The 24350-nt window shown below is 62.0% G+C and carries 29 protein-coding genes; 20 read left to right on the forward strand and 9 right to left on the reverse strand.

What is annotated here, in order from left to right:
- Positions 1 to 18 precede the first annotated feature (18 nt).
- The 8 genes from atpD (at position 19) to DUPY_RS17540 (ending at position 7388) form a co-directional block, all read left to right on the forward strand.
- Positions 19 to 1419 (forward strand): F0F1 ATP synthase subunit beta, encoded by a 1401-nt coding sequence (atpD, locus tag DUPY_RS17505; RefSeq protein WP_070249673.1) that lies wholly within the window; start codon positions 19 to 21, stop codon positions 1417 to 1419.
- A gap of 16 nt (positions 1420 to 1435) precedes the next feature.
- A complete protein-coding gene (locus DUPY_RS17510; protein ID WP_070249674.1) occupies positions 1436 to 1858 on the forward strand; it encodes a F0F1 ATP synthase subunit epsilon in 423 nt (140 codons plus the stop codon).
- A gap of 130 nt (positions 1859 to 1988) precedes the next feature.
- Positions 1989 to 2183, forward strand: a complete 195-nt coding sequence (locus DUPY_RS17515; protein WP_070249675.1) for a hypothetical protein — start codon at positions 1989 to 1991, stop codon at positions 2181 to 2183.
- Positions 2174 to 2548 carry a PIN domain-containing protein gene (locus DUPY_RS27995; protein WP_141749591.1) on the forward strand — a complete coding sequence of 125 codons (375 nt, stop codon included), beginning with the start codon at positions 2174 to 2176 and terminating at the stop codon, positions 2546 to 2548. Before DUPY_RS17515 ends, DUPY_RS27995 begins: the two co-directional genes overlap by 10 nt.
- Positions 2549 to 2856: 308 nt before the next feature.
- The gene (locus tag DUPY_RS17525) at positions 2857 to 4059 is read left to right on the forward strand and encodes a hypothetical protein (protein WP_141749592.1); all 1203 of its coding nucleotides are present in this window, start codon (positions 2857 to 2859) and stop codon (positions 4057 to 4059) included.
- Positions 4059 to 5174, forward strand: coding sequence for a hypothetical protein (locus DUPY_RS17530; protein ID WP_070249697.1), 1116 nt, complete (start codon positions 4059 to 4061; stop codon positions 5172 to 5174). The genes DUPY_RS17525 and DUPY_RS17530 overlap by 1 nt, the downstream gene beginning before the upstream one ends.
- A 75-nt stretch (positions 5175 to 5249) precedes the next feature.
- The gene (locus tag DUPY_RS17535; protein ID WP_070249678.1) at positions 5250 to 5873 is read left to right on the forward strand and encodes a hypothetical protein; all 624 of its coding nucleotides are present in this window, start codon (positions 5250 to 5252) and stop codon (positions 5871 to 5873) included.
- 72 nt (positions 5874 to 5945) lie between these two features.
- Positions 5946 to 7388, forward strand: a complete 1443-nt coding sequence (locus DUPY_RS17540) for a CsgG/HfaB family protein (RefSeq protein ID WP_084640769.1) — start codon at positions 5946 to 5948, stop codon at positions 7386 to 7388.
- Here the strand turns inward: DUPY_RS17540 and DUPY_RS27300 are convergent.
- Together DUPY_RS27300 and DUPY_RS17545 are read right to left on the reverse strand one after the other, a co-directional pair.
- A complete protein-coding gene (locus DUPY_RS27300) occupies positions 7342 to 7719 on the reverse strand; it encodes a helix-turn-helix domain-containing protein (RefSeq protein ID WP_071651665.1) in 378 nt (125 codons plus the stop codon). The two genes, DUPY_RS17540 and DUPY_RS27300, sit on opposite strands and share 47 nt — an antisense overlap.
- Before the next feature lie 15 nt (positions 7720 to 7734).
- Complete coding sequence (locus DUPY_RS17545) at positions 7735 to 8613, reverse strand: AraC family transcriptional regulator (protein ID WP_307188199.1); 879 nt, start codon at positions 8611 to 8613, stop codon at positions 7735 to 7737.
- Between the two features lie 50 nt (positions 8614 to 8663).
- On the opposite strand from DUPY_RS17545, the gene DUPY_RS17550 reads away from it, so the two are divergent.
- A complete protein-coding gene (locus DUPY_RS17550; protein WP_070249680.1) occupies positions 8664 to 9284 on the forward strand; it encodes a glutathione S-transferase family protein in 621 nt (206 codons plus the stop codon).
- 68 nt (positions 9285 to 9352) lie between these two features.
- Complete coding sequence (locus tag DUPY_RS17555) at positions 9353 to 10042, forward strand: CPBP family intramembrane glutamic endopeptidase (RefSeq protein WP_070249681.1); 690 nt, start codon at positions 9353 to 9355, stop codon at positions 10040 to 10042.
- On the opposite strand, the gene speD is transcribed toward DUPY_RS17555, so the two are convergent.
- Genes speD through DUPY_RS17575 form a run of 5 tightly spaced genes read right to left on the reverse strand, consistent with a single transcriptional unit; the run spans position 10012 to position 13552 of the window.
- Positions 10012 to 10419: an adenosylmethionine decarboxylase gene (speD, locus tag DUPY_RS17560; protein ID WP_070249699.1), complete on the reverse strand. Its 408-nt coding sequence runs from the start codon at positions 10417 to 10419 to the stop codon at positions 10012 to 10014. The two genes, DUPY_RS17555 and speD, sit on opposite strands and share 31 nt — an antisense overlap.
- A gap of 35 nt (positions 10420 to 10454) precedes the next feature.
- Entirely contained in the window at positions 10455 to 10631 is a 177-nt protein-coding gene (locus DUPY_RS28420; RefSeq protein ID WP_167359080.1) for a hypothetical protein, read from the reverse strand.
- Complete coding sequence (locus DUPY_RS17565) at positions 10628 to 12094, reverse strand: DUF4178 domain-containing protein (RefSeq protein WP_070249682.1); 1467 nt, start codon at positions 12092 to 12094, stop codon at positions 10628 to 10630. Before DUPY_RS17565 ends, DUPY_RS28420 begins: the two co-directional genes overlap by 4 nt.
- Before the next feature lie 10 nt (positions 12095 to 12104).
- Positions 12105 to 13145, reverse strand: a complete 1041-nt coding sequence (locus DUPY_RS17570) for an SPFH domain-containing protein (RefSeq protein WP_070249683.1) — start codon at positions 13143 to 13145, stop codon at positions 12105 to 12107.
- A gap of 20 nt (positions 13146 to 13165) precedes the next feature.
- Positions 13166 to 13552 carry a DUF350 domain-containing protein gene (locus DUPY_RS17575; RefSeq protein ID WP_229255412.1) on the reverse strand — a complete coding sequence of 129 codons (387 nt, stop codon included), beginning with the start codon at positions 13550 to 13552 and terminating at the stop codon, positions 13166 to 13168.
- 90 nt (positions 13553 to 13642) lie between these two features.
- On the opposite strand from DUPY_RS17575, the gene DUPY_RS17580 reads away from it, so the two are divergent.
- From DUPY_RS17580 to DUPY_RS17605, 6 genes are all read left to right on the forward strand, one after another.
- Positions 13643 to 15154, forward strand: coding sequence for a polyamine aminopropyltransferase (locus DUPY_RS17580; RefSeq protein ID WP_070249684.1), 1512 nt, complete (start codon positions 13643 to 13645; stop codon positions 15152 to 15154).
- 13 nt (positions 15155 to 15167) lie between these two features.
- Positions 15168 to 16778, forward strand: coding sequence for an NAD(P)-binding protein (locus tag DUPY_RS17585; RefSeq protein WP_070249685.1), 1611 nt, complete (start codon positions 15168 to 15170; stop codon positions 16776 to 16778).
- Between the two features lie 34 nt (positions 16779 to 16812).
- Complete coding sequence (locus tag DUPY_RS17590) at positions 16813 to 17655, forward strand: PPK2 family polyphosphate kinase (protein ID WP_070249686.1); 843 nt, start codon at positions 16813 to 16815, stop codon at positions 17653 to 17655.
- 17 nt (positions 17656 to 17672) lie between these two features.
- A complete protein-coding gene (gabD, locus tag DUPY_RS17595; RefSeq protein WP_070249687.1) occupies positions 17673 to 19127 on the forward strand; it encodes an NADP-dependent succinate-semialdehyde dehydrogenase in 1455 nt (484 codons plus the stop codon).
- A 72-nt stretch (positions 19128 to 19199) separates the two neighbouring features.
- Positions 19200 to 19802: a glutathione peroxidase gene (locus tag DUPY_RS17600; RefSeq protein ID WP_070249688.1), complete on the forward strand. Its 603-nt coding sequence runs from the start codon at positions 19200 to 19202 to the stop codon at positions 19800 to 19802.
- A gap of 159 nt (positions 19803 to 19961) precedes the next feature.
- Positions 19962 to 21020 (forward strand): AI-2E family transporter, encoded by a 1059-nt coding sequence (locus tag DUPY_RS17605; RefSeq protein WP_070249689.1) that lies wholly within the window; start codon positions 19962 to 19964, stop codon positions 21018 to 21020.
- Between the two features lie 7 nt (positions 21021 to 21027).
- Here the strand turns inward: DUPY_RS17605 and DUPY_RS17610 are convergent, their stop codons facing one another.
- Positions 21028 to 21426 (reverse strand): rhodanese-like domain-containing protein, encoded by a 399-nt coding sequence (locus DUPY_RS17610; protein WP_070249701.1) that lies wholly within the window; start codon positions 21424 to 21426, stop codon positions 21028 to 21030.
- Between the two features lie 94 nt (positions 21427 to 21520).
- Between DUPY_RS17610 and ftrA the strand changes: the two genes are divergently transcribed.
- The 4 genes from ftrA to DUPY_RS17630 all read left to right on the forward strand — a co-directional run bounded on the left by ftrA (position 21521) and on the right by DUPY_RS17630 (position 23991).
- Positions 21521 to 22483 (forward strand): transcriptional regulator FtrA, encoded by a 963-nt coding sequence (gene ftrA, locus DUPY_RS17615; RefSeq protein ID WP_070249690.1) that lies wholly within the window; start codon positions 21521 to 21523, stop codon positions 22481 to 22483.
- A 34-nt stretch (positions 22484 to 22517) separates the two neighbouring features.
- Entirely contained in the window at positions 22518 to 22769 is a 252-nt protein-coding gene (locus tag DUPY_RS17620; RefSeq protein ID WP_070249691.1) for an AbrB/MazE/SpoVT family DNA-binding domain-containing protein, read from the forward strand.
- Positions 22763 to 23110, forward strand: a complete 348-nt coding sequence (locus DUPY_RS17625; RefSeq protein WP_070249692.1) for a type II toxin-antitoxin system ChpB family toxin — start codon at positions 22763 to 22765, stop codon at positions 23108 to 23110. Before DUPY_RS17620 ends, DUPY_RS17625 begins: the two co-directional genes overlap by 7 nt.
- A gap of 146 nt (positions 23111 to 23256) precedes the next feature.
- Entirely contained in the window at positions 23257 to 23991 is a 735-nt protein-coding gene (locus DUPY_RS17630) for a hypothetical protein (protein WP_070249693.1), read from the forward strand.
- 70 nt (positions 23992 to 24061) lie between these two features.
- On the opposite strand, the gene DUPY_RS17635 is transcribed toward DUPY_RS17630, so the two are convergent.
- Positions 24062 to 24350 (reverse strand): aminotransferase class IV (locus DUPY_RS17635; RefSeq protein ID WP_167359081.1); only part of this gene is annotated, 289 nt, incomplete at its 5' end.

The following is a 24350-nucleotide window of genomic DNA, read 5'->3' on the forward strand; positions in this document are numbered from 1 at the left end:
ATATTTGAAGGAACGAACATGGCTGATGGCAAAATCGTTCAGTGTATCGGCGCTGTGGTGGACGTTGAGTTTCCACGCAATGCGATGCCCAAGGTATTCGATGCCTTGAAAATGGAAGGCTCCGAGCTGACCCTGGAAGTACAACAGCAGCTGGGCGACGGCGTTGTCCGTACCATTGCTCTGGGTACCTCCGACGGTCTGCGCCGCGGCATGATGATCCAGAACACCGGCAAACCAATCATGGTGCCAGTCGGTAAAGCAACCCTGGGTCGCATCATGGACGTGCTGGGCAACCCGATCGACGAATGCGGCCCGGTCGCTCACGACCAGATCGCTTCGATCCACCGCGCTCCTCCTGCATACGACGAACTGTCGCCATCGCAGGATCTGCTGGAAACCGGCATCAAGGTGATCGACCTGGTGTGCCCGTTCGCCAAAGGCGGTAAAGTCGGTCTGTTCGGCGGTGCAGGTGTGGGCAAGACCGTGAACATGATGGAACTGATCAACAACATCGCCAAAGCGCACTCGGGTCTGTCCGTGTTCGCCGGTGTGGGTGAGCGTACCCGTGAAGGTAACGACTTCTACCACGAGATGGCCGACGCCAAAGTGGTCGATCTGGAAAATCCGGAGAACTCCAAGGTAGCGATGGTGTACGGTCAGATGAACGAACCACCAGGCAACCGTCTGCGCGTGGCGCTGACCGGTCTGACCATGGCGGAAGCGTTCCGTGACGAAGGCAAAGATGTTCTGTTCTTCGTGGACAACATCTACCGCTTCACCCTGGCCGGTACCGAAGTGTCGGCACTGCTGGGCCGTATGCCATCGGCAGTCGGCTATCAGCCTACCCTGGCCGAAGAGATGGGCCGCCTGCAAGAGCGCATCACCTCGACCAAGACCGGTTCGATCACCTCGATCCAGGCCGTGTACGTACCTGCCGATGACTTGACCGACCCGTCGCCAGCGACCACCTTCGGTCACCTCGATTCGACCGTCGTGCTGTCGCGTGACATCGCCTCGCTGGGTATCTACCCTGCAGTCGATCCACTGGACTCGACCTCGCGCCAGCTGGACCCGCTGGTTGTTGGCCAGGACCACTACGACACCGCGCGCGCTGTTCAGGGCACCCTGCAGCGCTACAAGGAACTGCGTGACATTATCGCGATTCTGGGCATGGACGAACTGGCGCCGGAAGACAAGCTGCTGGTATCGCGCGCTCGCAAGATGCAGCGTTTCCTGTCGCAGCCGTTCCACGTTGCTGAAGTATTCACCGGCGCGCCTGGTAAATACGTTTCGCTGAAAGACACGATCAAGGGCTTCAAAATGATCGCGTCGGGCGAACTCGACCACCTGCCGGAACAAGCGTTCTACATGGTAGGCACGATCGAAGAAGCTATCGAAAAAGCCAAGAAACTCAACTAATTGTTGAAAGAAACTCATGGCAAACACTATTCACGTTGACGTCGTTTCCGCCGAGGAGTTGATCTACTCCGGCGAAGCGGAATTCGTCGCGTTGCCGGGCGAACAGGGCGAGCTGGGTATCTACCCGAAGCACACGCCCCTGATCACCCGCATCCGCCCGGGCGCGGTGCGCATCAAGGTTCCTGGCCAAGTCGAAGAAGAGTTCGTCTTCGTGGCCGGCGGCCTGCTGGAAGTGCAGCCGAACGCCGTGACGGTGCTGGCCGATACCGCGATCCGCGGCGCCGACCTGGACGAAGCCAAAGCGGCAGCGGCCAAGAAGCGCGCCGAAGAAGCGCTGGCCAACAACAGCGCCGGCATCGACTACGCGAAAGCGCAAGCCGAACTGGCAGCAGCGATCGGCCAACTGGCCGCCATCGCCAAGCTGCGCGCCAAGCACTAAGCAACGCAACAGTAGTAAAGCAAAAAGGCAGCCTCGGCTGCCTTTTTTTACGTGCCAGCATCGTGGCGACAACCATCACAGCCTGCGCTACACTTCCTGCATTGATCAAACTTTGAGCAGGTGGCTCATCATGACAATCGCAGAGCACAAGCCTCCGCCGCCCGAACCGGCCAAGGACCAGCCCCAATACCCCGATACGCCCGAAGGGCGCCGTGCGCGCCGCGCCGCTGCGCTGGCGAAAGCGGCGGGGATGTGGAAAGATCGCACCGATATTCCGAAAGATGGTCTGGAATATCAGCGTATGATGCGCGAAGAATGGCGCTAGTCCTCTTCGACAGCAACATTGTTATCGATTACCTTAACGGAATCGCTGAGGCGCACGACGAGCTGACTTATTGGGATGAGCCCGCTATACGCGTCATCTCCTGGAAGGAAGTTCGCGCCAATATCATGCCGGTCGAGGAAAATAAATTCGAGCTGCTGTTCAGTGAGGGCGGCTTCGAGATCATCCGTATCGATGATGCCATCATGACTGCCGCCGCCAGAATCCGCACCGAGGGTTTGCGGAAAGGGCCAAAGATTGCCCCTGATGGACGCCATCATCAAAGCCACTGCGCAAGTTCAAAAACTCCTCGTCATTACCCGCAATACCAAGGACTTCAAGGGGCCCAACCTCCGGGTGCCATATGAAATTGAGACGCTTACCTTGACGGTTGTCGTCAATGTCAGATCACCGGCAGGGCCTGCTGCTCCAGCTTCCACACGGAGCTGACCTTATCCTGGATGTGTTGCCCACGTAGTCGCGAAATTATCTCTATCCCAAATTCTGTCCGCATAGATACAAAAAACTCGACCATAGGTAACGGAATCCTACGTTGTTTCAAATTTGCAATAAATTAGCATAATGTGACAATTGGTTAGATTTTAACTGATAACTTTCTGCAATAATCGCCACCAAATAATGCATTTAGGAAATTTTCACTTCTGAAGATTTTTGCATGATTATGGAGAAGTTTTTGCGTGACTTGATTTCAGCCTGCAAGCGGCTCTGGGTAGCTCTCGTTCTTGCCTTGCTACTGCCCCCGTTGACGGCTTTTGCACAGCCCATTACATTTGCCGGATTCGCTTTCGCTGGCGATTACGCCACCATCGGTGAACGTTTCCCCAACGCTGCCAAAATCGAGCAGTCGCTCAAAACCGAGTCGGATGGCATGTCCTTGTCGCGTCTGGTAATCGACCGTGCCTACGCGGGACCGCATTCGACCTTGGAATACGCACTGCGCGACGTACTGACAAACCTGAAAGCTGCCGATCAGGCGCTGATGGCAGTGTTGCTGCTGAACGGTGAGACGGTTTCGACCGAGCATATCGGCAACTACTACAAAACCTTTGTCAGCCTGCGCGCTGACGTACTCATTTTTGACTACAAGAGCAAATCGGTGGTGCGCAGCTACCCGATCAGCGTCGTCATGTTCGACGCCACGAAGCAACCGCCCGCACCGGCAACCATCGAAGGCTATGTCAGGGAATTGATGCTGCGCGAAGATGGCGGTGGCTTGCTGACGCAGTTTACCCGCCGGCTCTCCACGGCCACCCTGCCCAAGCCGGGCACTCGTACCATCCAGGTCAAGCGCGCCGAACTCACGGCGGAAGCGCTGCAGGTCATGCCGGCGGCCATACGCGATAAACCGGCCCTGGCCGGGCAGATGATTTCCGATGCGTTCGGTTCCATCCTGGCCGCGAAGCTCGGTGTTTCCTTGCTGCCGACCGCGCTGGGCCACGCGCTGGGCACGATGTCTTTCCGCCTCGATAACGGCGATGCGCTCGATCTCAAGATTGGCGAGGGCGACTACCTGTTCGAGGTCAAACTCAACAAGTTCGCCCGCATCAAAAGCGGTGAGAACAACGTGGGTGCTTCCTACGTGTACGGGGTTTACAGCCATATTCGTTTCTTCGAGCCGGCGCTCAACACCGAATTTCTCAACACCGACCTGAAAAACGGCGAAGTCAAGATCGTCCCAGCCAACCAGGTCGATCTCGATGATTTTCCAGCCTACGAAGCGGCCATTCGCGGCCTGTTCCTGAAACTCGCTGACGCCCTGGTGCAACCGGAGTCCAAGTGGATCGTCACGGCAGCGGGATCGAAAGATATCACCCGCCAAATCGACGCATCCCGCGTCATTCTGAAAGCAAGTAAATGATGAAAAAGATTTTCGCGGTGTTGATCACCGCCCTGCTGGCATTGCCAGCGCTGGCCCAAGTCGTAACGACCAAAGGCGTTGCCACCATCACTTACGACAACAAGCTCATGCCGACTGACGTCGAGCGCGCCCAGCGCGCCGCGCAAGTGGCATCCATCGAACGCTACTACGCCGAAGCTGGAGAAGCGGAATCCGAAAACTTTGAAGCAATTCGTCCGCAAGTGGAAGCGAATCTCGACAAGTTCATCATGAGCAGCACCGTGCTGAGCGAACAAGATCAGCCTGCATTGCGCAAGTACTCTGTATCGGTACGCACCGAGTTGAATGTCACCAAGCTACGCGTGACCCTGCGCGGCGCTGCCAAGGCAAGCCAGCCGGCCGGCGCTGGCAATGCACCGATGGTGTATGTGTTCCTCGGCCGGGAAGTGGCGGCAGTGAAATCGTTCGATGACCGCGTGGTCAAGCGTGCGGAGATCAAGGTCGATCGCGACATCAAAACCAGCGGTTCGGTGCGCGGCTCGGAAGGCGAAAGCATCAAATCGAATGCGATTTCCACCAACGCCAACAAGCAGCAGACCAGCAAACTGTCCGCCAGCCAGACGGTCAATGTGGAAACTGGCGGCAGCACCAACCGCAAGCAGGACGAGGTGACGTATCGCATGCTGTCCATGGCCAGCCACAAAACGTCGGTGACCAGCGTCTTCTCGCAGTCGGGCTTTACCGTGGCTGATCCCGACTTCGTGCTTGGTGATGGCGACATGAAGTCCGTCAGCGCCGACTTCTCGCACGGCAGCGATTTGACGCCTGCCACCATGCGTGCCCTGGTCGCTTCGCTGCGCAAGGCTGGTGTGCCGTTGCTGGTGTTGGCCACATTTGACGTGGGCGTACCGGCCCAGGATCCTGCCACTGGCATGCCGCGCGTGGCAGTGACGGTAACCGGGCGTGTCATGGATGTCAGCGCCGCGTTCCCGCGCGAAGTGGCCTCCGTGCCACCGGTCCAGTATTTCGCTGTCGCTCCCGATGGCGCCATCGCCACCACCAAGGCGCTGAAAGACGCGTCGCTGCTCGCGGCCAAAGAAATCGTCAGCCGCCTGAACGCCGCCGGCGTTCGCTAATACCTGCGCCGGCAGTCGAGCGTCGATACGCTGCCGGCCTTATCCCTCGACGTTGACTCCCCTTTAAAGGACATTATGAAAACTTCTTACGTAAAAGCGATTGCCGGCGTGGCACTGGTGCTGTTGTCGGGCATGGCCTCGGCGCAACTGGGCGGGTTCGCCAAGTCGCTCGGTGGCGGCAGCGGTGGCGGTGTCACTGCAGAACAGATCGTCAACAAGTACGTTGGCGCTGCGCAGAGTGTGATGCGTGCCGATGCGGGCATGTTGTCGGCAGTTGGCCTGAAAGACGAAGCAGAAAAAGCATCGGTGCAAGCCAAGAACCTGACCGAAGGCGCCACTAAGAATTCGCTGGAAGAAGCAAGTGCGGTGCAAACGGCTAGCAGCGCTGCCCTGGAAAAAGCCCTGAAAGGCAAAAATGTCGAGATGGACGCCGCCAGCAAGAAGCAGTTCGCGGGCAGCCTGGGCGAACTGGCCAAAGGCGTACTCCAGTACGTCGGCGTGAGCAAGGATGCTTCGGGCTTCAAGCCTGGCATGTCGTCGCTGGGTGCATCGGCCAATTCGGCGCTGTACGTTGCCAAAAGCTTGCCTGATTCGATTAAAAACCTTGGCAGCACGCTGAAACTGGCGATCGAATTTTCCAAGGCTAATAATATTCCTGTTCCCAAAGAAGCCGCCGACGCCACTGCGCTACTGAACTAAAAGGTTAGCCCATGAGGAGCAAGTGCCTACGAGTGCCTTGCTCCTTTTTTATTCTCAAACAATAAGTAAAACATGAAAAAATTCGCGATGGTCAGCCTTGTATGCCTGGGGTTGGTGGCCTGTGGAAAACAGGACGAGGTACCGGTCAAGCAAGCGCCAGCGACCGGACCGAATCTCACGCAGGTGCCCGATGTGGGCAAAATCGAGCAAGTTGACACGCGCGCCAGCGGCACCGGTGTCACGCCTGGCGCCGCCGTCAACGATGCGCTCAAATTGGCGATCCAGCAAGTGAACGGCACGACGGTCGATGCCAGTTCTGCCAGCCTCAATACCTACTCCCAAGTCACTGCCGACCTCGACGTGGAAACCTCGTATGGCAGCGACAGCCTGAAAGCCACGGCAACCGTGCAAAGCAGCCATTTTGCTGAACAGATCATTACCCGGTCCAAGGGCGTGGTGTCGTCCTTCAAAGTCGTCAAGATGACGGCGCCTGCCAGCAAGGGGGGACAGTTTAATGTCGAGATCGAAGCGAAGATCGCCAAGTTCAAGGCGCCTGCCGACAGCGGAAAGATCAAGATTGTCGTCGCGCCGCTGCGTTCCGAGCGTAGCAGCTTTGTCATTGGCGGACGCTCGGTACCAGCGAGCCAGGTCTTGGAACCGTTGCGCCAGCAAATCATCGATGCCTTGTCCCAGAGCGGCCGCTTTACGGTGCTGGACCGCCAGTTCGAAGGCGAACTGCAAAACGAGCTCGATATGATCAGTTCGGGTAAAACACTAAATACCGACTTCGCCAAGATGGGGCAGGCGTTGAGCGCCGACCTGGTCTGGGTGGGCGTGGTCAATGACCTCAGTTATGACAAGCACGTGCGCAAGCTGCAAACATCGGACCGGGAACTGGTGAGCTACTCCGGTGGCTGGTCGGTATCGCAACGCATGATCAATCTTGCCACCCGCCAGATCCTGCAATCGGCCACGCTGCAAGGCGCTGCACCATCAGTGGCGCCAACCACCCTGGGCGCCGGCGTCGATGAGGGCGCCACATTGCGCAATATGCAGGCCGAGATCGTCAAACGCTCGACCGATGCCATCCTGTTGCAGACTTTCCCTATCAGCATCGTCGAACGTGATGGCAGCAACGTCGTGCTAAGCCAAGGCGGTAGTGCGTTGGTCGAAGGGACCCGCTACAAGATTTATTTGCAAGGCAAGGAAATCAAGGACCCGCAGACCGGCCAGTCGCTGGGCAATATGGAGTCGGTATGCTGCGAAGTCACAATCAACCGCGTCACGCCCAAGCTGTCCTACGGCACGCTGGAAAATGTGAAAGTCAATCTCGACAACGTTCAGCCTGGCGCTTTGCAATTGCGTGAAGCGTTGCAACAGAAGACAGTGGTCGACGCGTCGCTTGACGCGGCTGCTCCTTTAGCTGAGAAGCCTAAATCGGTCGAGCGCAAAACCGTGCCGAAAGCAGTCACGGCGCCTGCCGCCAACTCCGAGCCGAAGAAAGAAGACTGGTAAGCCGGCGCGGGGAACCTGCCCGGACTGCCTTCACCAATGCATCCGGGTGACTAAGCGCAACCGCGACCAGTGTCCGCACGGCGCCATCGAGCCGATTGCGGTTCTGCTCTAATTTTTCAAGTTCGCTGGCATGCATGCCTAACAATCCTGCAAATTGTTCGCGTGTGAGTCCGGTTTTCTCACGCGCTGCGATGAGGGGCGAATACACCACGCGGTCCAGGCCTGCTTGCATCTCACGGCCGGCTTGCAGCAACTCTGCGCCCACATCGCGGTCAGCTTCGAATGCCTCAAGTTCTTCATCGCTGAGAGGCAGCTTTTTAGTCATAGACATGACGCATCTCCTTCGCTATTCCTTCACGCAACTGCGCCGGTAATGCGCCGGCGGCTTGCCCACCAGTTCCTCGAAATCCGACGTGAAATGGGCCTGGTCGTAGTAGCCAAGGTCCTGCGCCAAGGTGGCCAGATCGATGTCGTCGCCGTTGCCCAGCTGATCGGCGGCGTCGAGCAGGCGGTTGCGGCGGATGACCCACTTGGGCGTGGCGCCCACGACGTCGCGAAACAGCGCTTGCAAGGCGCGCACGCTGGTGTCCAGGCGCTCGGCCAGTTGCGCAACCTGGGTTATTTCGGGATGCTGCCTGATCAGTTCCATGGTCTTTGCAACCCGTTCAATGCGAGGGTCCAGCTGCGCCGGCAGCGCACGGCGGAAAATCGCGCTGGCGGCTGCGACCATGGCTGTGTCATCGCCGGCGTCGGCGGCGTCGAGCACACTGCACTCATCTTCCTCGTCATCACCGCCGAATACCGCCGAGACAGGCAATTGCTGGTTGGTGATGGTTTGCACTGCGCCCTTCAAAAAGCCGCGAAACGCACCTGGGCGAAAACGTGCGCCCAGCACGACGCCCTTGCCGGTCAAGGTGTATTCAAAAGATCCGGTCATCACGCCGAACGTCGCGCTGCGGCCTCGGTCGAACACGACCTGGATGCACGGTGAGGGCAGGGTGCGTTGTACGTGCACCACGCCGGGCGGCAAATCCCATGCGACCATCCAGTACCACTCGATGTACGGCGCCAGGTCGGGCGGGGCGGCGTAGCGCTCGAGGCGGAACCGCTGGCCTACGGCAGCCGGGTTGACCACGCCCTTGTAGCGGTCTTGCAGTGTCAGTGGCGTCATCGTCATCGTCATCGTCATCGTCATCGTTCGAGTCAGGTCTGCGCGTTTTTCCAAGACTGCCATCATAGCAGCCGTTATCGTCAGGTTTTCACCAGGAGATCATCATGGACCAACTGATTTTTCACCACTGCCCCAACACGCGTTCGACCGGCGTACTCGCGCTGCTCGAGGAGCTGCAAGCGCCGTACGAACTGCACCTCATGAACATGAAGCGCGGCGAAAACCGCGAGCCGGCCTACCTGGCGATCAACCCGATGGGCAAGGTGCCCGCCGTCGAGCACAACGGCGCGCTGGTGACCGAGCAGGTGGCGATCTATCTCTACCTGGCCGACCTGTTCCCGGCCGCCAGGCTGGCGCCGCCGATCGGCGATCCGCTGCGCGGCCCTTACCTGCGCTGGATGGCGTTCTACGGCAGCTGTTTCGAGCCGGCGCTGATCGACAACTGGATGCAGCGCGCAGCGGTGGACAAGACCATGAACGGCTATGGCGATTTCGACGACGTTTTCAATACCCTGGTCGCGCAACTGGCGCGTGGCCCGTGGATGCTGGGCGACCAATTCACTGCGCTCGACGTGTTGTGGGGCACCTCGCTGGCCTGGATGACCAAGCTACCCAAGCGCGACGAAATCCTCGATTACGTCGCCCGTGTCAAAGCGCGTCCGGCGATCCAGGCCGCGCAGCGGAAGGACCAGGAACTGGCCGCAACCCAACCCGACCAAGCCTGAGCGCTCACACGTTGATTTCTGCGACGGCGCATGCCATCATCGGCGCCCGTCCAGTCTGAAAGGTGTCGATGATCGCGGTCCCCGTTGCCACCATGGCCGGCTTGCTCGTTGCGTTCGGCGGCACGTCGGCGTTCGCGCTCATCAAGTCGCAACACAAGCACGCGCCGATCAAGGCCGTGTTTCACCTGTCGTCGATGTGGGGACTGGCGCTGGCGGTGGTGGCGATCATGCTGTTCTGGGAAGGCCGCCCGCTGGCCAGCATCGGCATGGAAGGGGGCCAATACGGCGCCTGGGCGGCGGGCGCCATGATCGGACTGACCATGGTGACCTTTACCGTGCTGTCGCTGCACCTGGGTCTGCAGCGCGGCCGCAGCGCGATTCCCGAAGGCTCGGCCCAGGGCCTCAAGCGCCTGACCGACATGCCGCTGTGGTTCCGCTACGCGGCCGTGATCACGGCCGCCGTCACCGAGGAAATCCTGTTTCGTGGCTATCCGATCGAACGTTTGCAGGAGATCACCGGCAATGCCTGGCTGGCTGCCGCGATTCCCTTATTCGTGTTCGTGGTGGCGCACCTGGGCGGCTGGTCGGCGCGACACCTGGTGGGCGTGCTGTTCGGTGGCTTGCTGCTCACTGCCATTTATCTCGTCACCCGCGACCTGATCGCCTGCATGATCACACACGCGCTGATCGACTCGACCATCATCTTTTTGCCGGCGCTGCTGCGCCGCTATGGCAATCGGCCGGGCGGCGATCTGTAAATCGATTGCACGCTGTGTGACGCCGGTTGCAAAGCCTCCATCACGATAGCAAGCGCTAACTCAGGCTGCGCATCACCGCACATGAAGATGTCGGCAGCGGCAAAGCCGCATTCGGGCCAGGTGTGGATCGAGATGTGCGATTCGGCCAGCAGCACCACGCCGGTCACGCCCTGGCCGTCGCCGAAACCATGGAAGTGGCTGTGCAGCACGCGCGCGTTGGCAGCTTGCGCAGCTGAACGCAGCAACGTGTCGAGCCACTCGCAGCTGCATAATTTTTCGGCAGCAATGCCACCGAGGTCGGCCAGCACATGGGTGCCGGTCGGGCGGTGCTCGAGCGTATTGTCAGCCGCAGCCGCAGACGAGACCGGGCCAGGCACACTGTCGGGCACGCGGTTGGGTAACACCTCGCGCTTCACTTGTGCCCCCCGCCACCGGAGCCATTGCCAAAGCTGCCGCCACCGCCGCCGAACGAACTCCAGGTGCTGCCGCGATAGTTGGACTTGTCGCGGTCGCCCGAGACAGCGCGCACCCACGAGGCGCCCGACGTGGCCAGGGTGACGATGACGGCGTACAGGAAGAATTTGCTCATGGCTTGTCGTTGTTATCGAGGAAGGTGGCCGGCAAATAGATGGCCAGCGCGCCCAGCGCGCTCAGGTACCAGGTCGATGAGAAATTCATCAGCATCGGCAGGGCGTTCACTACCAGCATGAACATGATGATGTACTTGGCCGCGTCGCGGTGGCGGCTGCGCGCGAATGGCTTGGGGCCGGGGGCGGCGTTGACCTTGCCGTGGAACTGGGCGCCGAACCAGGCTTTCATCTGGTCGGCCGGCACCGGGGCCGAGCGCGACCAGGTCATTTCGTGTTCGGTCGTCTCGCGCGCCAGCTTGATCTGCCCAGCTTCGTATTCCTCGACCTGGGTGACGTCGCCGACGGCCACGCGCCAATTGAAAGCGCCGGCGGCCCAGGTGACGGTGGAACCGTATTCGTACAGGCTGTCGTAGCGCACGCGGTCGATCACGACGTTGCCGGCACCCGGTTGGTATTGCAGCGGCCACTCGGCCATGACGCTGGCGCCGGACCAGCCTTCGTCGGTCTCCACCAGCCACGAAAAGCCCGCGCGGGCGCCGTACAGCAGGTACTCGGTCCACTCGGTGCCCTCGTCGTCGGCGCGGCGCATCACGCCGATGATGGTGAAGTCCTGGCCGTTGATTTTTGTGGTGGCGCCCAGGTCGATCGTCGTGGTCACCCTGGCGATTCGTTCGCCGGCGGCCAGCACCTGCGCCTTGGGGCTGGTGGCGTCGATCTGGGCCTGGCAGGCCGCGCAGACCAGCGTATTGGTCACGCCGGGCAGGTACTTGATGGCGCTGCCGCACGACGGGCAGTCGAGGGCGGCCAGCTTGCCGCGATAGCGGCCGGCTGCGCGCAGTATCGTGTCGTCGTCGCGCAGCAGCTGCGGTTGCAGGCTGTCGAGCGTGACGGCAGCGCCGGTGTAGACCACCGGCGCGCCGTCGGAATAATCGAGGGTGATGAATTCCGCACCTTTGCGAAAATCGGCGACCTTCGACTGGTAGCCGTCGCCCACGCGGAACGGCAGCTCGCCCTGGCCGCCGACGCAATCGGCCACGCGGATTTCGGCGGCGGTGTACGACGCGCCGTTGATGTCGTAATTGTGGCCCGGTTGCAGCTGCTCGAACGCCGGCAGCGTGGCATCGCCCTTGAATTCGGCGGTGATCGTGTACAGGCCCGACGAATCGCCGAGCCACGACGTGGCGCCGTCGTCGAACAGCAAATACCACTCGTTCCACATGCCGGCCGCATAGCGCAGCTGGATGCGGCCGATGACCGTGAACGGCCGCCCGGCCAGCACCCCGGCGGTACCGATCTGGATCGGCGAATAGTCTTCCAGCACCGCCGACATCTTGCCGAAGTACTTGACCGTGTCGGCATCTTTGAGCACGGTGGTGGCGCAGTACTCGCACACGGCCACCACCGACGCGTGCGAGCGGAACTTGACTTCCGCGCCGCAGCTGGGACAGGAGACGATTTGCATGTGGCTCTGGTTAACCGATCAGTTTTTTCAGCAGTTCGGCCTTGGTGCTGTCGTAGTCGGCAGCCGAGATCAGGCCCTTGTCGAGCAGGCCCTTGAGCTTTTGCAGGCGCGCTTCCACGGAGTCGTCGGCAGCAGCAGGTGCAGCAGCGGGTGCAGCGGGAGCAGCAGCCGGAGCCATCGACGCCCCCATCGCGTTGCCCATGGCCTGGCCCACCGTCATGCCCGCGCCGAGGCCGGCGCCGATGCCCGCCAGCCCCCCTTCGTTTTGCGCGGCCAGCGGAATTGCCGTCGCCGTCTGGTAGCGCGTAAAGCCGGTCATCTTGTCGGCCGAGAGGCCGCCCTTCATGCCGGCCGAGATGCGGTCGTCGAGCGCCTTTTGCAGTTCCTCGGGCAGGCTCACGCTGGCGACGTTGAATTCATCGAGGCCGATACCGTAGCGGCCGAACGCTTCGATCAAATCGCCCTTGACCTGCTGCGCCATCAGCGCCTGGTTGGCCGCCATGTCGAGGAACGGCACGTTCGAGCTGCCCAGCGAGCTGGCCATGGAGGCCATCAGGATCCCGCGCAGCTGTTCTTCGACCTGGTCGCGCGTGTAGGTTTCGCGCGTGCCGCTGATCTCCTTGAAGAACTGGCGCGGATCGCTGACCCGGTACGAGTACATGCCGAAGGCGCGCACGCGGATCATGTCGAAGTCCTTGTCGCGGATCGTGATCGGCTGCGGCGTGCCCCATTTGCGGCCGGTCTGCACACGGGTGCTGAAAAAATAGACATCCGACTTGAATGGCGAGTCGAACAGCTTGTCCCAGTTTTTCAGGTTGGTCAGCAGCGGCAGGGTTTGCGTGGTGAGCTTGTGGGTGCCGGGGCCGAAGACGTCGGCGATCTGCCCCTCGTTGACGAACACCGCCATCTGCGACTCGCGCACGACCAGCACGCCGCCGTTTTGAATCTCCTGGTCCTGCATCGGGAAGCGCCAGGCCAGCACGCCGTCCACTTCCTCGTTCCATTGCAGTACGTCGATAAACTGCTTCTTGATAAAGCTGCCGATGCCCATGATGGACCTCCGTTCAAATGTCAGGAAATGCAGGCGCCGTTGATGACGCCGATGGAAATGGCGATGGCGCCCAGCAGGCCGCCAAACGCCGTGTTGTTGCCCTCGATCTGGTCCTTGGCCATGTTCAGCACGCGAGTGGTGATGGCGTAGGCCAGGATCTGCACCACCATCGCGCCGAACGCCCAGGCGAAGAACTGCTGGTAACCGAGGGTATGCATCAGCGCGGAACCGACCGTGATCGAAAAGCCGATCAAGGCGCCGCCCAGCGACAGGGCTGCGGCCTGGTTGCCCTGGCGGATCAGCAGCACCTCGTTGTACGGCGTGATGCGCGTGTACACGGCAAAGAACACGGCCAGCAGCATCGCGGCCAATAAAAGATGGATCAGATAATTGAGGATAGCTGGCACGGCGCGCTCTCGCAGGTTAAAGTGACGACTAACTTTACTAACTTGCTAACAAAGCAGCATGGTAGTGCATAACAGGCCCGAATAAGCGTAATGAACAAAAAAATCCTGATCCTGTCCGTGTTTGTGGTCGCCTCGTGCGGCCTGGCGTATGAGCTGATTGCCGGCGCCCTGGCCAGCTACCTGCTCGGCGACTCGGTGCTGCAGTTCTCCACCATCATCGGCTGCTACCTGTTTGCCATGGGCGTGGGCGCGCACTTTTCCAAGTACGTGCGCGACGAGGACGTGATGGCGCGCTTTGTCGACATCGAACTGGCGGTGGGACTGGTGGGCGGCATTTCGGCGGCGGTGCTGTTCCTGACGTTTTCGTGGAGCGCCGCGCCGTTTCGCGCCATGCTCTACACGATGGTGTTCTTGGTGGGCGCCTTCGTGGGCATGGAAGTGCCGCTGGTGATGCGCGCACTCAATGCGCGCCAGACCGACTTCAGTGAACTGGTCAGCCGCGTCCTCACCTTTGATTATCTCGGTGCGCTGGCGGTCTCGCTGCTGTTCCCGCTGGTGATGGCGCCCAAGCTGGGGCTGGTGCGCAGCGGTTTTGTGTTCGGCATGCTCAACGTGGGCGTGGCCCTGTGGACCATTCGGGTGTTTCGCGCAGAGCTCACCAACGTTACCGGCCGTATGCTGCGGGCCAGCGCCGTGTTGTTCCTGCTGGTGTGCGGTTTCATTTCTGCCGACCGCCTGACCTACTGGGGTGAACACGGCCTGTTCGGCGACGAAATCGTGTTTGCCACCACCACGCCGTACCAGCGGCTGGTGGTCACGCGCTGGAAGGACGACCTGCGCCTCTACATCAATGGCAATTTGCAGTTCTCGTCGCGCGACGAGTATCGCTACCACGAGGCGCTGGTGCACCCGGTACTGGAACCGCTGCCGTGGGCCAGGCGCGTGCTGGTGCTGGGCGGCGGCGACGGCCTGGCCCTGCGCGAGATCCTGCGGTATAAAAATATCGAGCATGTCACCCTGGTCGATCTCGATCCGGCCATGACCGGCGCCTTTGCCAGCCGCGCGGAACTGGTCAAGCTCAATCACGGCTCGCTCACCGACAAGCGGGTTACCGTGGTCAATGCCGATGCGGCGATCTGGCTCCAGCATAACGACGACATGTTCGACGCGGTGATCGTCGACTTCCCCGATCCGTCCAGTTTCGCGTTGGGCAAGCTGTACTCGGTGCCGTTCTACGGCATGGTGAAAAAGCACCTGGCGGCCAACGGCCTGATGACGGTGCAATCGACGTCGCCGTTTTTTGCGCCGCACGCCTACTGGACCATCGACGCCACGCTGCGCGAAGTGGGCATGAAAACCTCGCCTTACCACGCCTACGTGCCGTCGTTCGGCGAATGGGGTTTTGTGCTGGCCAGCCCGCAGGCCGACTACACGCCGCCGACCAGGTACCGGCTGCCGATGCGGTACCTGAACGAGGAAACCACGCGCGAGATGTTCATCTTCCCGCCCGATATGCCGGCACTGCCGATGGCGCCCAACCGCCTCAACACGCAGTCGCTGGTGCACGAGTTCGAGCAGGACTGGCGCCGGGTGATCCGATGATGGAAGCCTCCTGATGTTGCGCCGATCTTTTTTAGTATGGGGCGGCATGGCCGGCCTGGCTGCTGCCGGCAGCGTGGCCGGTTTCCAGCGCTGGCAGGAGATCACGCCGGTGCTGCACTACCCGGGCCGCGACGAGGGCCATTATCTGCGCGACCGCAAGGCGTTGCCGCCGCCGTCGGAAGTGATTACCACCGACATTGCCATCCTCGGCTCCGGCGTGGCGGGCCTCACCGCCGCCTGGAAGCTCAATCAACTGGGCAGGACCGACATGCTGATGATCGACGGTCCGCAAGCGTATGGCAATGCCGCCGGCGGTGCCTTTGGCGACCTCGAATACCCGACCGGCGCCCACTACCTGCCGCTGCCGTCACCCGAGTCGGTCCATGTGCGCGAAATCCTGGCCGACCTGGGCATCATTGAAAAAGACGCTTTCGGTGACAAGCCATACTACGACGAGCGCTTCCTCCTGCACGCGCCCGAAGAGCGGCTGCTGCACGACGGCCACTGGCAGGAAGGCTTCATGCCCACCGAGGGCGTGCCGCAGTGGGAGCTCGACGAACATACGCGCTTCTTCAAGGAAGTCGAACGCCTGCGCCAGCTGCACGGCAGCGATGGCCGCCGCGTGTTCGTGTTCCCTACCGTGATGTCGTCGGAGGACCCGGCATGGACGGCGCTCGACCGCATCACGCTCAAGGTGTGGCTCGAGCAGAACGGCTACCGTTCGCCAACCTTGCACTGGTACCTGAACTACTGCTGCCGCGATGACTACGGCACCCGCTACGACCAGGTGTCGGCGTGGGCCGGCCTGCACTACTATTGCAGCCGCTGGGGCAAGGCGGCCAACGCCAACGACGGCACCTGGCTCACCTGGCCCGGCGGGCTGCAACCGCTGGTGCGCGGCATGGAACAGTCGTCCGGCATCAGGCGCCGCGCCGGCACCTGCATCTCGCTCAAAAAGACCGCCACCGGCGTGGAGGCGCTGTGCTTCCGGCTCGATGCCGGCAAGCCCACCACCTACCTGGTTCGCGCGCGCAAAGCCATCTGCGCCATGCCCACCTACGTCGCTGCGCGGGTAGTGGAAAACATCGCCGACTACGGTTTCGATTCGGCCAGACACATTCCCGAGTACGCGCCGTGGATGGTGGCCAATTTCCTGCTCAAGCGCTTTCCCGACGAGCTGCCCGGCCAGCCGCTGTCGTGGGACAACGTGGTGTACAGCGAACCGGGGCTGGGGTTTGTCGTCTCCACCCACCAGGATATCCGCGTGCGCCCGCCCGAGAAAACCGTGTTCAGTTCCTACGTGGCGCTGTCGGACCGCAAGGCGGTCAATGCGCGGCGCTGGATGGTGGCGGCCAAGCCGGAAGAGCTGCTGGCGCTGGCCTGCGCCGATCTGAAAGCCGCGTACGGTACGCAGTTCGCTTCGTGCGTGGAGCGGGTGGACATCACCTTGCGCGGCCACGCCATGAGCGTGCCGTGGCCGAACTTTCGCAGCAATGCCGGCATGAAGGCGCTGCGCGAGGCCGATGGCAGCATCCTGTTTGCCCATGCCGATCTGTCGGGCTTTTCGGTGTTCGAGGAGGCCGCGTGGTGGGGGTATCGGGCGGCAACGCTGGCGGCAAAGTGATAAGCTGGTCCATCGACAAAACCAGAAGACAGCCATGACCCACAACGCCCGCAAGCGCTTTCTCGCCCCCGCCAAACCGAAGTTGCGCGACGAAGACGCCGGCAACAGCGTGTTCTCCAGCCGCGCCGCCAATCCCGACCTGAGCAAGTCGAAAGCCAAGGCGCTCGACAACGAACGCACGGCCGGCCTGATCTCGCGCATCTCCGATTTGCAGGACCGCCTGTACGCGCTGCACCAGCACAAGGTGCTGCTGGTGTTGCAAGGCATGGATACGTCCGGCAAGGACGGCCTGGTGCGCGCGCTGTTCAGTGGCGTCAACCCGATGGGCGTGCGCGCGGTGGCCTTCAAGGCGCCGACGGATGCAGAACTGGCGCACGACTACCTGTGGCGCGTGCACCAGCACGTGCCGGTCAAGGGCGAGATCGCGATCTTCAACCGCAGCCACTACGAGGACGTGCTGATCACTCGCGTACAGGGCATGATCGATGACGATGAATGCGAGCGCCGCTACGCCCACATCCGCGACTTCGAGCGCATGCTCACGGAAACCGGCACCGTGATCATCAAGGTATTCCTGCACATCTCGCACGAGGAGCAGCGCGAACGGCTGCAGGAACGGCTCGACGATCCCGACAAACAGTGGAAGTTCGATCCCAACGATATCGAGCAGCGCAAGAAGTGGGGCGACTACGTCAAGGCCTACGAGCACGCGATCCGCGCCACCAATACCGACTACGCGCCGTGGTACATCGTGCCGGCCGACTCCAAGGTGCACCGCAACCTGGCCATTGCCAGCCTGTTGCTGGAAACACTGGAGAGCATGGACTTGCAGTATCCGCCGCCGCACCCGGACCTGTCCTCGTTCACGGTAGTGTAAATTCAAGGAGAACCACGATGCTGCAACTGAAAGATCCATCGCTGCTGCGCCAGCAGGCGTACATCAACGGCCAATGGAGCGACGCCGACAACGGCGCCACCGTGGCTGTCACCAATCCCGCCACCGGCGAGCAAATCGGCACCGTGCCGGTGATGGGCGCGGCCGAAACCCGGCGCGCCATCGAGGCGGCCAATGCCGCCTGGCCCGCCTGGCGCAAGAAAACCGCCCGCGAGCGCGCGCTCATCCTGCGCAAGTGGAATGACCTGATCCTGGCCAATACCGACGACCTGGCGCTGTTGATGACGGCCGAGCAGGGCAAGCCGTTGACCGAGTCGCGCGGCGAAGTGGCCTATGGCGCGTCGTTCATCGAATGGTTCGGCGAGCAGGCCAAGCGCGTGGCGGGCGAAACCCTGGCCTCGCCGTCGGCCGGCCAACGCATCCTGGTCACGCGCGAGCCGATCGGCGTGTGCGCCGCCATCACGCCGTGGAACTTCCCGATCGCCATGATCACCCGCAAGGCCGGACCGGCGCTGGCAGCCGGCTGCCCGATGGTGCTCAAACCCGCGCAAGCCACGCCGTTTTCCGCGCTGGCGCTGGCAGAACTGGCGCAGCGCGCCGGGGTGCCGGCCGGCGTGTTCAGCGTCATTACCGGCAAGTCCGGCGACGTCGGCGGCGAGATGACGGCCAACCCCATCGTGCGCAAGCTGACCTTTACCGGCTCGACCGACATCGGCCGCCTGCTGATGGAGCAGAGCGCGCCCACCATCAAGAAGCTCTCGCTCGAATTGGGCGGCAATGCGCCGTTCATCGTGTTCGACGACGCCGACCTCGATGCGGCCGTGGAAGGCGCCATCGCCTCCAAATACCGCAACGCCGGCCAGACCTGCGTGTGCGCCAACCGCCTGTACGTGCAGGACGGCGTGTACGACGCCTTTGCCGAAAAACTGGTGGCGGCGGTGCAAAAGCTCAAGGTGGGTAACGGCGTGGAAGACGGCGTGACGCAAGGCCCGCTGATCGACGCCAAGGCCGTGGAAAAAGTCGAGCAGCACATCGCCGACGCGCTGGACAAGGGCGCGCGCCTGCTCACCGGCGGCAAGCGCCACGCGCTCGGTCACAGCTTTTTCGAGCCGACCGTGCTGGCCGACGTCACCGGCGACATGCTGGTCGCGCGCGAGGAAACCTTCGGCCCGATGGCGCCGCTGTTCCGCTTTACCACCGAGGAAGAGGCGATCGCGCTGGCCAACGATACCGAGTTTGGCCTGGCCAGCTATTTTTATGCACGCGACGTGGGCCGCATCTGGCGCGTGTCCGAAGGCCTGGAAAGCGGCATGGTGGGCGTGAATACGGGCCTGATCTCGAACGAGATCGCGCCGTTCGGCGGCGTCAAGCAATCGGGCCTGGGCCGCGAAGGCTCGCACCTCGGCATCGACGACTACCTGGTGGTCAAATACGTGTGCCTCGGCATCGCGTAATCGAAAAGCAGTCGGGCAAGGTACTGGCATTTGGCATAGAATGAATTTTCTTTCATTCTTGCCCACCCCACCATGTCCAAGATCCTTGCCCAGTTGTGCGCTGTTTCGTCCCTGACCCTGCTGGCGGCATCGTCCGCGCTGGCGCAGGCGCCCGCCGCCGGTGCTGCGCCTGCCGCCACCGTGGCGCCGGCCAGCTGCCCGGCCATCCTCAAGCAGAACTTCAAGCGCCTGCAGGACGAAGCGCCGCAGGACCTGTGCCAGTACGCCGGCAAGGTGATCCTGGTGGTCAATACCGCCAGCTACTGCGGCTTCACCAAGCAGTACGAGGGCCTCGAAGCGCTGTACGCCAAGTACGGCAGCAAGGGCCTGGTGGTGCTGGGTTTCCCGTCGAACGACTTCGGCCAGCAGGAACCGGGCAGCGCCAAGGAAATCGCCGACTTCTGCTACAACACCTACGGCGTCAAGTTCCCGATGTTTGCCAAGACCGTGGTGTCCGGTAAGAACCCGAACCCGCTGTACGCCGACCTGATCAAGGCCACCGGCAAGGCGCCGGCCTGGAATTTCCATAAATACCTGATCGGCCGCGATGGCAAGGTGCTGACCAACTTCGGCAGCAAGGTCACGCCCGATGACAAGCAACTGGTCGGCGCCGTCGAAAAAGCGCTCGCTTCCTGAACAACCGGCGCATAAAACCGGTTTCATGCCGCTCGTCACCAACTAGCATGTTCGCGTGGCCCTTTGTGTGCGTCCGCGCACCGGGCGCCTGCGCCTGTTTGTTATTGCCACTGGTCAATCGTGGTTTAATCGGTGGCGACTGACACCACGAGATGAACCATGCAACCATTTACCTTCCAACAAAAAGTCTTCCTTGCCCTGCTGGGCATCATCACCATCGCCTTTATCACGATCCTGGTGCCCTATGGCGGCGCGGTATTCTGGGGCGTGGTGCTGGCGATTATCTTCGCGCCCGTCTACCGCTGGCTGCTGCAACGCACGCGCAACAAGCCCAACCTGGCAGCCTTTCTGACCTTGCTGATGATATTGGTGATGGTGATCCTGCCGCTCACCCTGATCGCGGTATCGATCGTCAACCAGGCTGCCACCGTGGTCGAGATGATGCAATCGGGACAGATCTCGGTGAGCATGTTCTTTTCCAAGATCATGGCGGTGCTGCCGGACTGGATGATCAACCTGCTCGACCGCTTCCATCTCACCAGCTTGTCCAACCTGCAGGACAAGCTGACCGAAGGCGCGGCGCAGATGAGCCAGGAAGTGGCCAAGCGGGCGATCAACGTCAGCCTGTACACCATGGATTTCCTCACCAGCCTGTGTATCGCGATGTACCTGCTGTACTTCCTGCTGCGTGATGGCGACAAGCTGGCCAAGCGCATTCGCGAAGCGGTGCCGCTGAGCCGCAAATACAAGCAGCGGCTGTTCCAGAATTTCACGACCGTGATCCGCGCCACCGTCAAGGGCAACATCCTGGTGGCGATCGCCCAGGGCGCGTTGGGCGGCCTGGCCTTCTGGTACCTGGACGTGAGCGCACCGGTGCTGTGGGGCGTGCTGATGGCCTTCCTGTCGCTGCTGCCGGCCATCGGCGCGGCGCTGGTGTGGGCGCCGGTGGCGATCTATTTCCTGGCCACCGGTTCGGTCTGGGAAGGCGTGGGCCTGACCGTGTATGGCGTGGTGGTGATCGGCCTGGTCGACAACATCCTGCGCCCGCTACTGGTGGGCAAGGACACCAAGATGCCCGACTACGTGGTGCTGTTGTCCACCGTGGGTGGCATGGCGCTGTTCGGCCTCAATGGCTTCGTGATCGGCCCGGTGATTGCCGCGCTGTTCATTGCAACTTGGGACCTGTTTGCGACGGCGCCTGAATTCCACCAGGACTGAGCGCGCTTCAGGACGCCAGGTCGAATCCCTCGTCGAGCCAGCCGGTGATGCCGCCGGCCATCAGCTTGACGGGGCGCCCGAGCCGCGCCAGCCGCACGGCCGCGCGCGCCGCGCCGTTGCAGTGCGGACCGGCGCAATACACCACGAACAAGGTATCAGGAGGATACCCCGCCAGCTTGCCGGCAACGATCTTGCGGTGCGCCAGGTCGAGCGCGCCCGGCACATGGCCGGCTGCGTATTTTTCCGTGCCGCGCACGTCGAGCAGCACGAAGTCCGGCGCACCGCCGGCCAGCGCGTCGTGCACATCCCAACAATCGGTTTCAAAACTAAAACCGGCCTCGAAGTGGGCGAGGGCGGCGGCGCTGGGCGCGGCTGGCACGGCGGCGACGGCGGAAGGCTGGGACATGGCGAACTCCTGGTGGGTGGTGGTGACGCCATTGTGCGCCGGGCCACCGGGCGCCGGCAGTGTCGCAACTGCCAACCTGGGTTAAGATTGCGCCATGAAAAAACACCTGGTTGTCGCACTGGCCTACGACCGCCTGTGCACTTTTGAATTTGGCTGCACGGTCGAGTTGTTCGCGCTCGAGCGTCCCGAACTGGGCGTGGACTGGTACGACTTTGCCGTCTGCGCCATCGAGCCGGGCACCATCCGTGCGGCCGGCGGCATCACGGTACAGGCGCCGTATGCGCCCGAGCTGCTGGCGCTGGCCGACACCATCGTCATTCCCGGCTGGCGCGATGCCGACGAGGCGCCGCCGCCCGCGTTGCTGGAGCTGCTGCGTGCGGCCCATGCGCGCGGTGCGCGCCTGTGTTCGATCTGCTCGGGCGTATTCGTGCTGGCCGCCGCCGGCGTGCTCGACGGCCAGCATGCCACCACCCACTGGCGCTACGCCGCCAAGCTGGCGCAGCGCCATCCGCGCATCCGGGTCGAACCGGACCTGCTGTACGTGGACAACGGCCAGGTGATCACGGCAGCCGGCTCGGCTGCGGGCCTGGACATGTTGCTGCACCTGGTGCGGCGCGACTACGGCGCCCGTATCGGCAACATGGTGGCGCAGCGGCTGGTGATTGCACCGCACCGCGAGGGCGGCCAGGCGCAGTTCGTGCCGCGCCCGCTGGCGCCGAACGACGGCGGCCGGCTCTCGCGCCTGCTCGACTGGCTGCGCGCCAACCTGGCGCTGCCGCACACGGTAGCCGCCATGGCCGAACGGGCAGCGATGAGCCCGCGCACCTTGCAGCGCCAGTTCCAGCAGGCGACCGGGCTGGGGCCGGTGGACTGGCTGATCCGCGAACGCATCGCGCTGGTGAAGGAACTGCTGGAGTCGCCCGAGGTGGCGCTGGCGCAGGTGGCCGAGCGCAGCGGGTTCGGGTCGATGGAGTCGCTGCGCCACCATTTTCGGCGCGTGGCGGGGACCACGCCGGGAGCGTATCGCAAGCGGTTTGGGCTCGACAAAGCTGATTGAATGAATCTACAATGTATCTACATTGGGAGGCTTTATGGAATTATCAGTTCAGAAATGGGGCAATAGCGCAGCAGTGCGTTTGCCCGCCGAGTTGCTGGGTATGCTCAAAGTGACTTTGGGCGATAAGCTCAGTGTTAGCGTGCAGCCCGATGGCGTGTTGCTGAAAGCTGCACGGCCGTCGTATTGCCTGGCTGACCTGGTGGCGCAATGTGACCTGTCTGCGGCGGAACCGGCCGATATGGCAGCGTGGTCGCACCTCAAGCCGGTGGGGCGCGAAGCGTGGTGAGCCGCAGTAAATTCGGACGCGGCGACATCGTCATGGTCAGCCTCGATCCCACCGAAGGTCACGAGCAACGAGGCATGCGGCCTGCCCTGGTGTTGTCCACCAGCGCGTTCAATGCGCTGGGCGTGGTCCTGGTTGCGCCGATAACACAAGGCGGGGACTTCGCACGGCATGCGGGCTTCGCTGCGCCCCTGGGTGGCGCCGGTACCAAGACGCAAGGTGTCGCCTTGGTCAACCAGGTCCGCATGCTGGACCTGGAGGCAAGAAAGGCAAAGCGGGTCGAGACGGTGCCGGAGTACGTGGTGGAAGATGCGCTTGCCAGGCTGCGCGCCATTACCGACTAGGAAATTCAGATACGGGTTGACTAACCTGAGCAGTACTCATCCGAAAGATCTGATTTCGCCTATGTACAATGCTTTTGCCACAACGATAGTCGAGCGCATGATGGAGCGCGCGTTACCCGTGATCCTCAACGAGCTTAGCAACGTCAGTGAGCGAACCTGGCGGGCGCGGTTCGAGCGCGCTGGCAGCCAACCAAAAGCAGGCGGCGCGGCTTGCCAAAGTCAGCAAGGCAAGCCTCATTGATCTGCTGATAGCGAGAGGCCATTGGGAACCCGCTGAAGCCGTGTCTATCGCTATATGGCTGGCAATCTGGTTCGACAGGCGCTGCGCCGAGCTTGCTCAAGCGGTGAAGGAGATGCGGGTTGATGGCCCGCTTTCTCGACTTTATCGGCTGCTGATGGCGTTCCGGCGCCAAGGCGCGTTCCCGGCGAGCCCGCCCCAGGTGCGCGACCTTGCCGCATGGTGCAATGAAGAGCCAACGCGGTTGGTGAGCTGGCGTGACGGCACGACGAGATTGCTCAGAACCCAGTTGGACAGCCTGCGGACCAGCGCCATCGCGCCCTCCAAGGACGGGATTTATCCTTCGCTGCCACTGTCCATGTTTATCTGCACGCACTTGTGGGATCGGTTAGTGGTGCACAACCAGGACGGAACGACCACGCTGTATGAAATACGGGCAAGTTACGAACGTAGTTGGCGATTGATCCGCGACCGCCTGGTGGCCGCCGGTCTACGCTTTGGGGTGATGGCTTGGCCAGACTACCTGGTGGACGGCCCCGCCGCCGTCACCGCTAGCGGTTGTAGCGCGGACTGCTTTGGTAACGGCAGTTGGTTTGGAAGTAGTTTTTTCATCAAGTCCTCTAAGCGATTGGTTAATTGCTGAATTCAGCAATGCCATTGTGCAGTGGATCGTTTCTCCAATCATTCCAGAATTCGGCAAAAATCTTGGGCTTTCACGACTCCAGCGTGGCGCGCAGTGCGCCGCGCAGGGCGTTGCATACCATGAGCTCTTCGGCGCGCGCCAGCATCTCGCGCGTTATCACCGCCTCGCCGGCCTGCCACGCCGGATCGTCGAGCAGCACGCCGCGCATCACCCCTGGCAGCACGCCGCAGTGCAGCGCCGGCGTGAGCCACTTGCCATTTACCTTGACGAACACGCTGCTGCGGCCACCTTCGGTCAGCTCGCCGCGCTGGTTGAAAAACAGCGTGTCGAACGCGCCCTGCGCTTCGGCGTCGCGCCAG

Source organism: Duganella phyllosphaerae (genome assembly GCF_001758785.1).
Lineage (GTDB): Bacteria > Pseudomonadota > Gammaproteobacteria > Burkholderiales > Burkholderiaceae_D > Rugamonas > Rugamonas phyllosphaerae.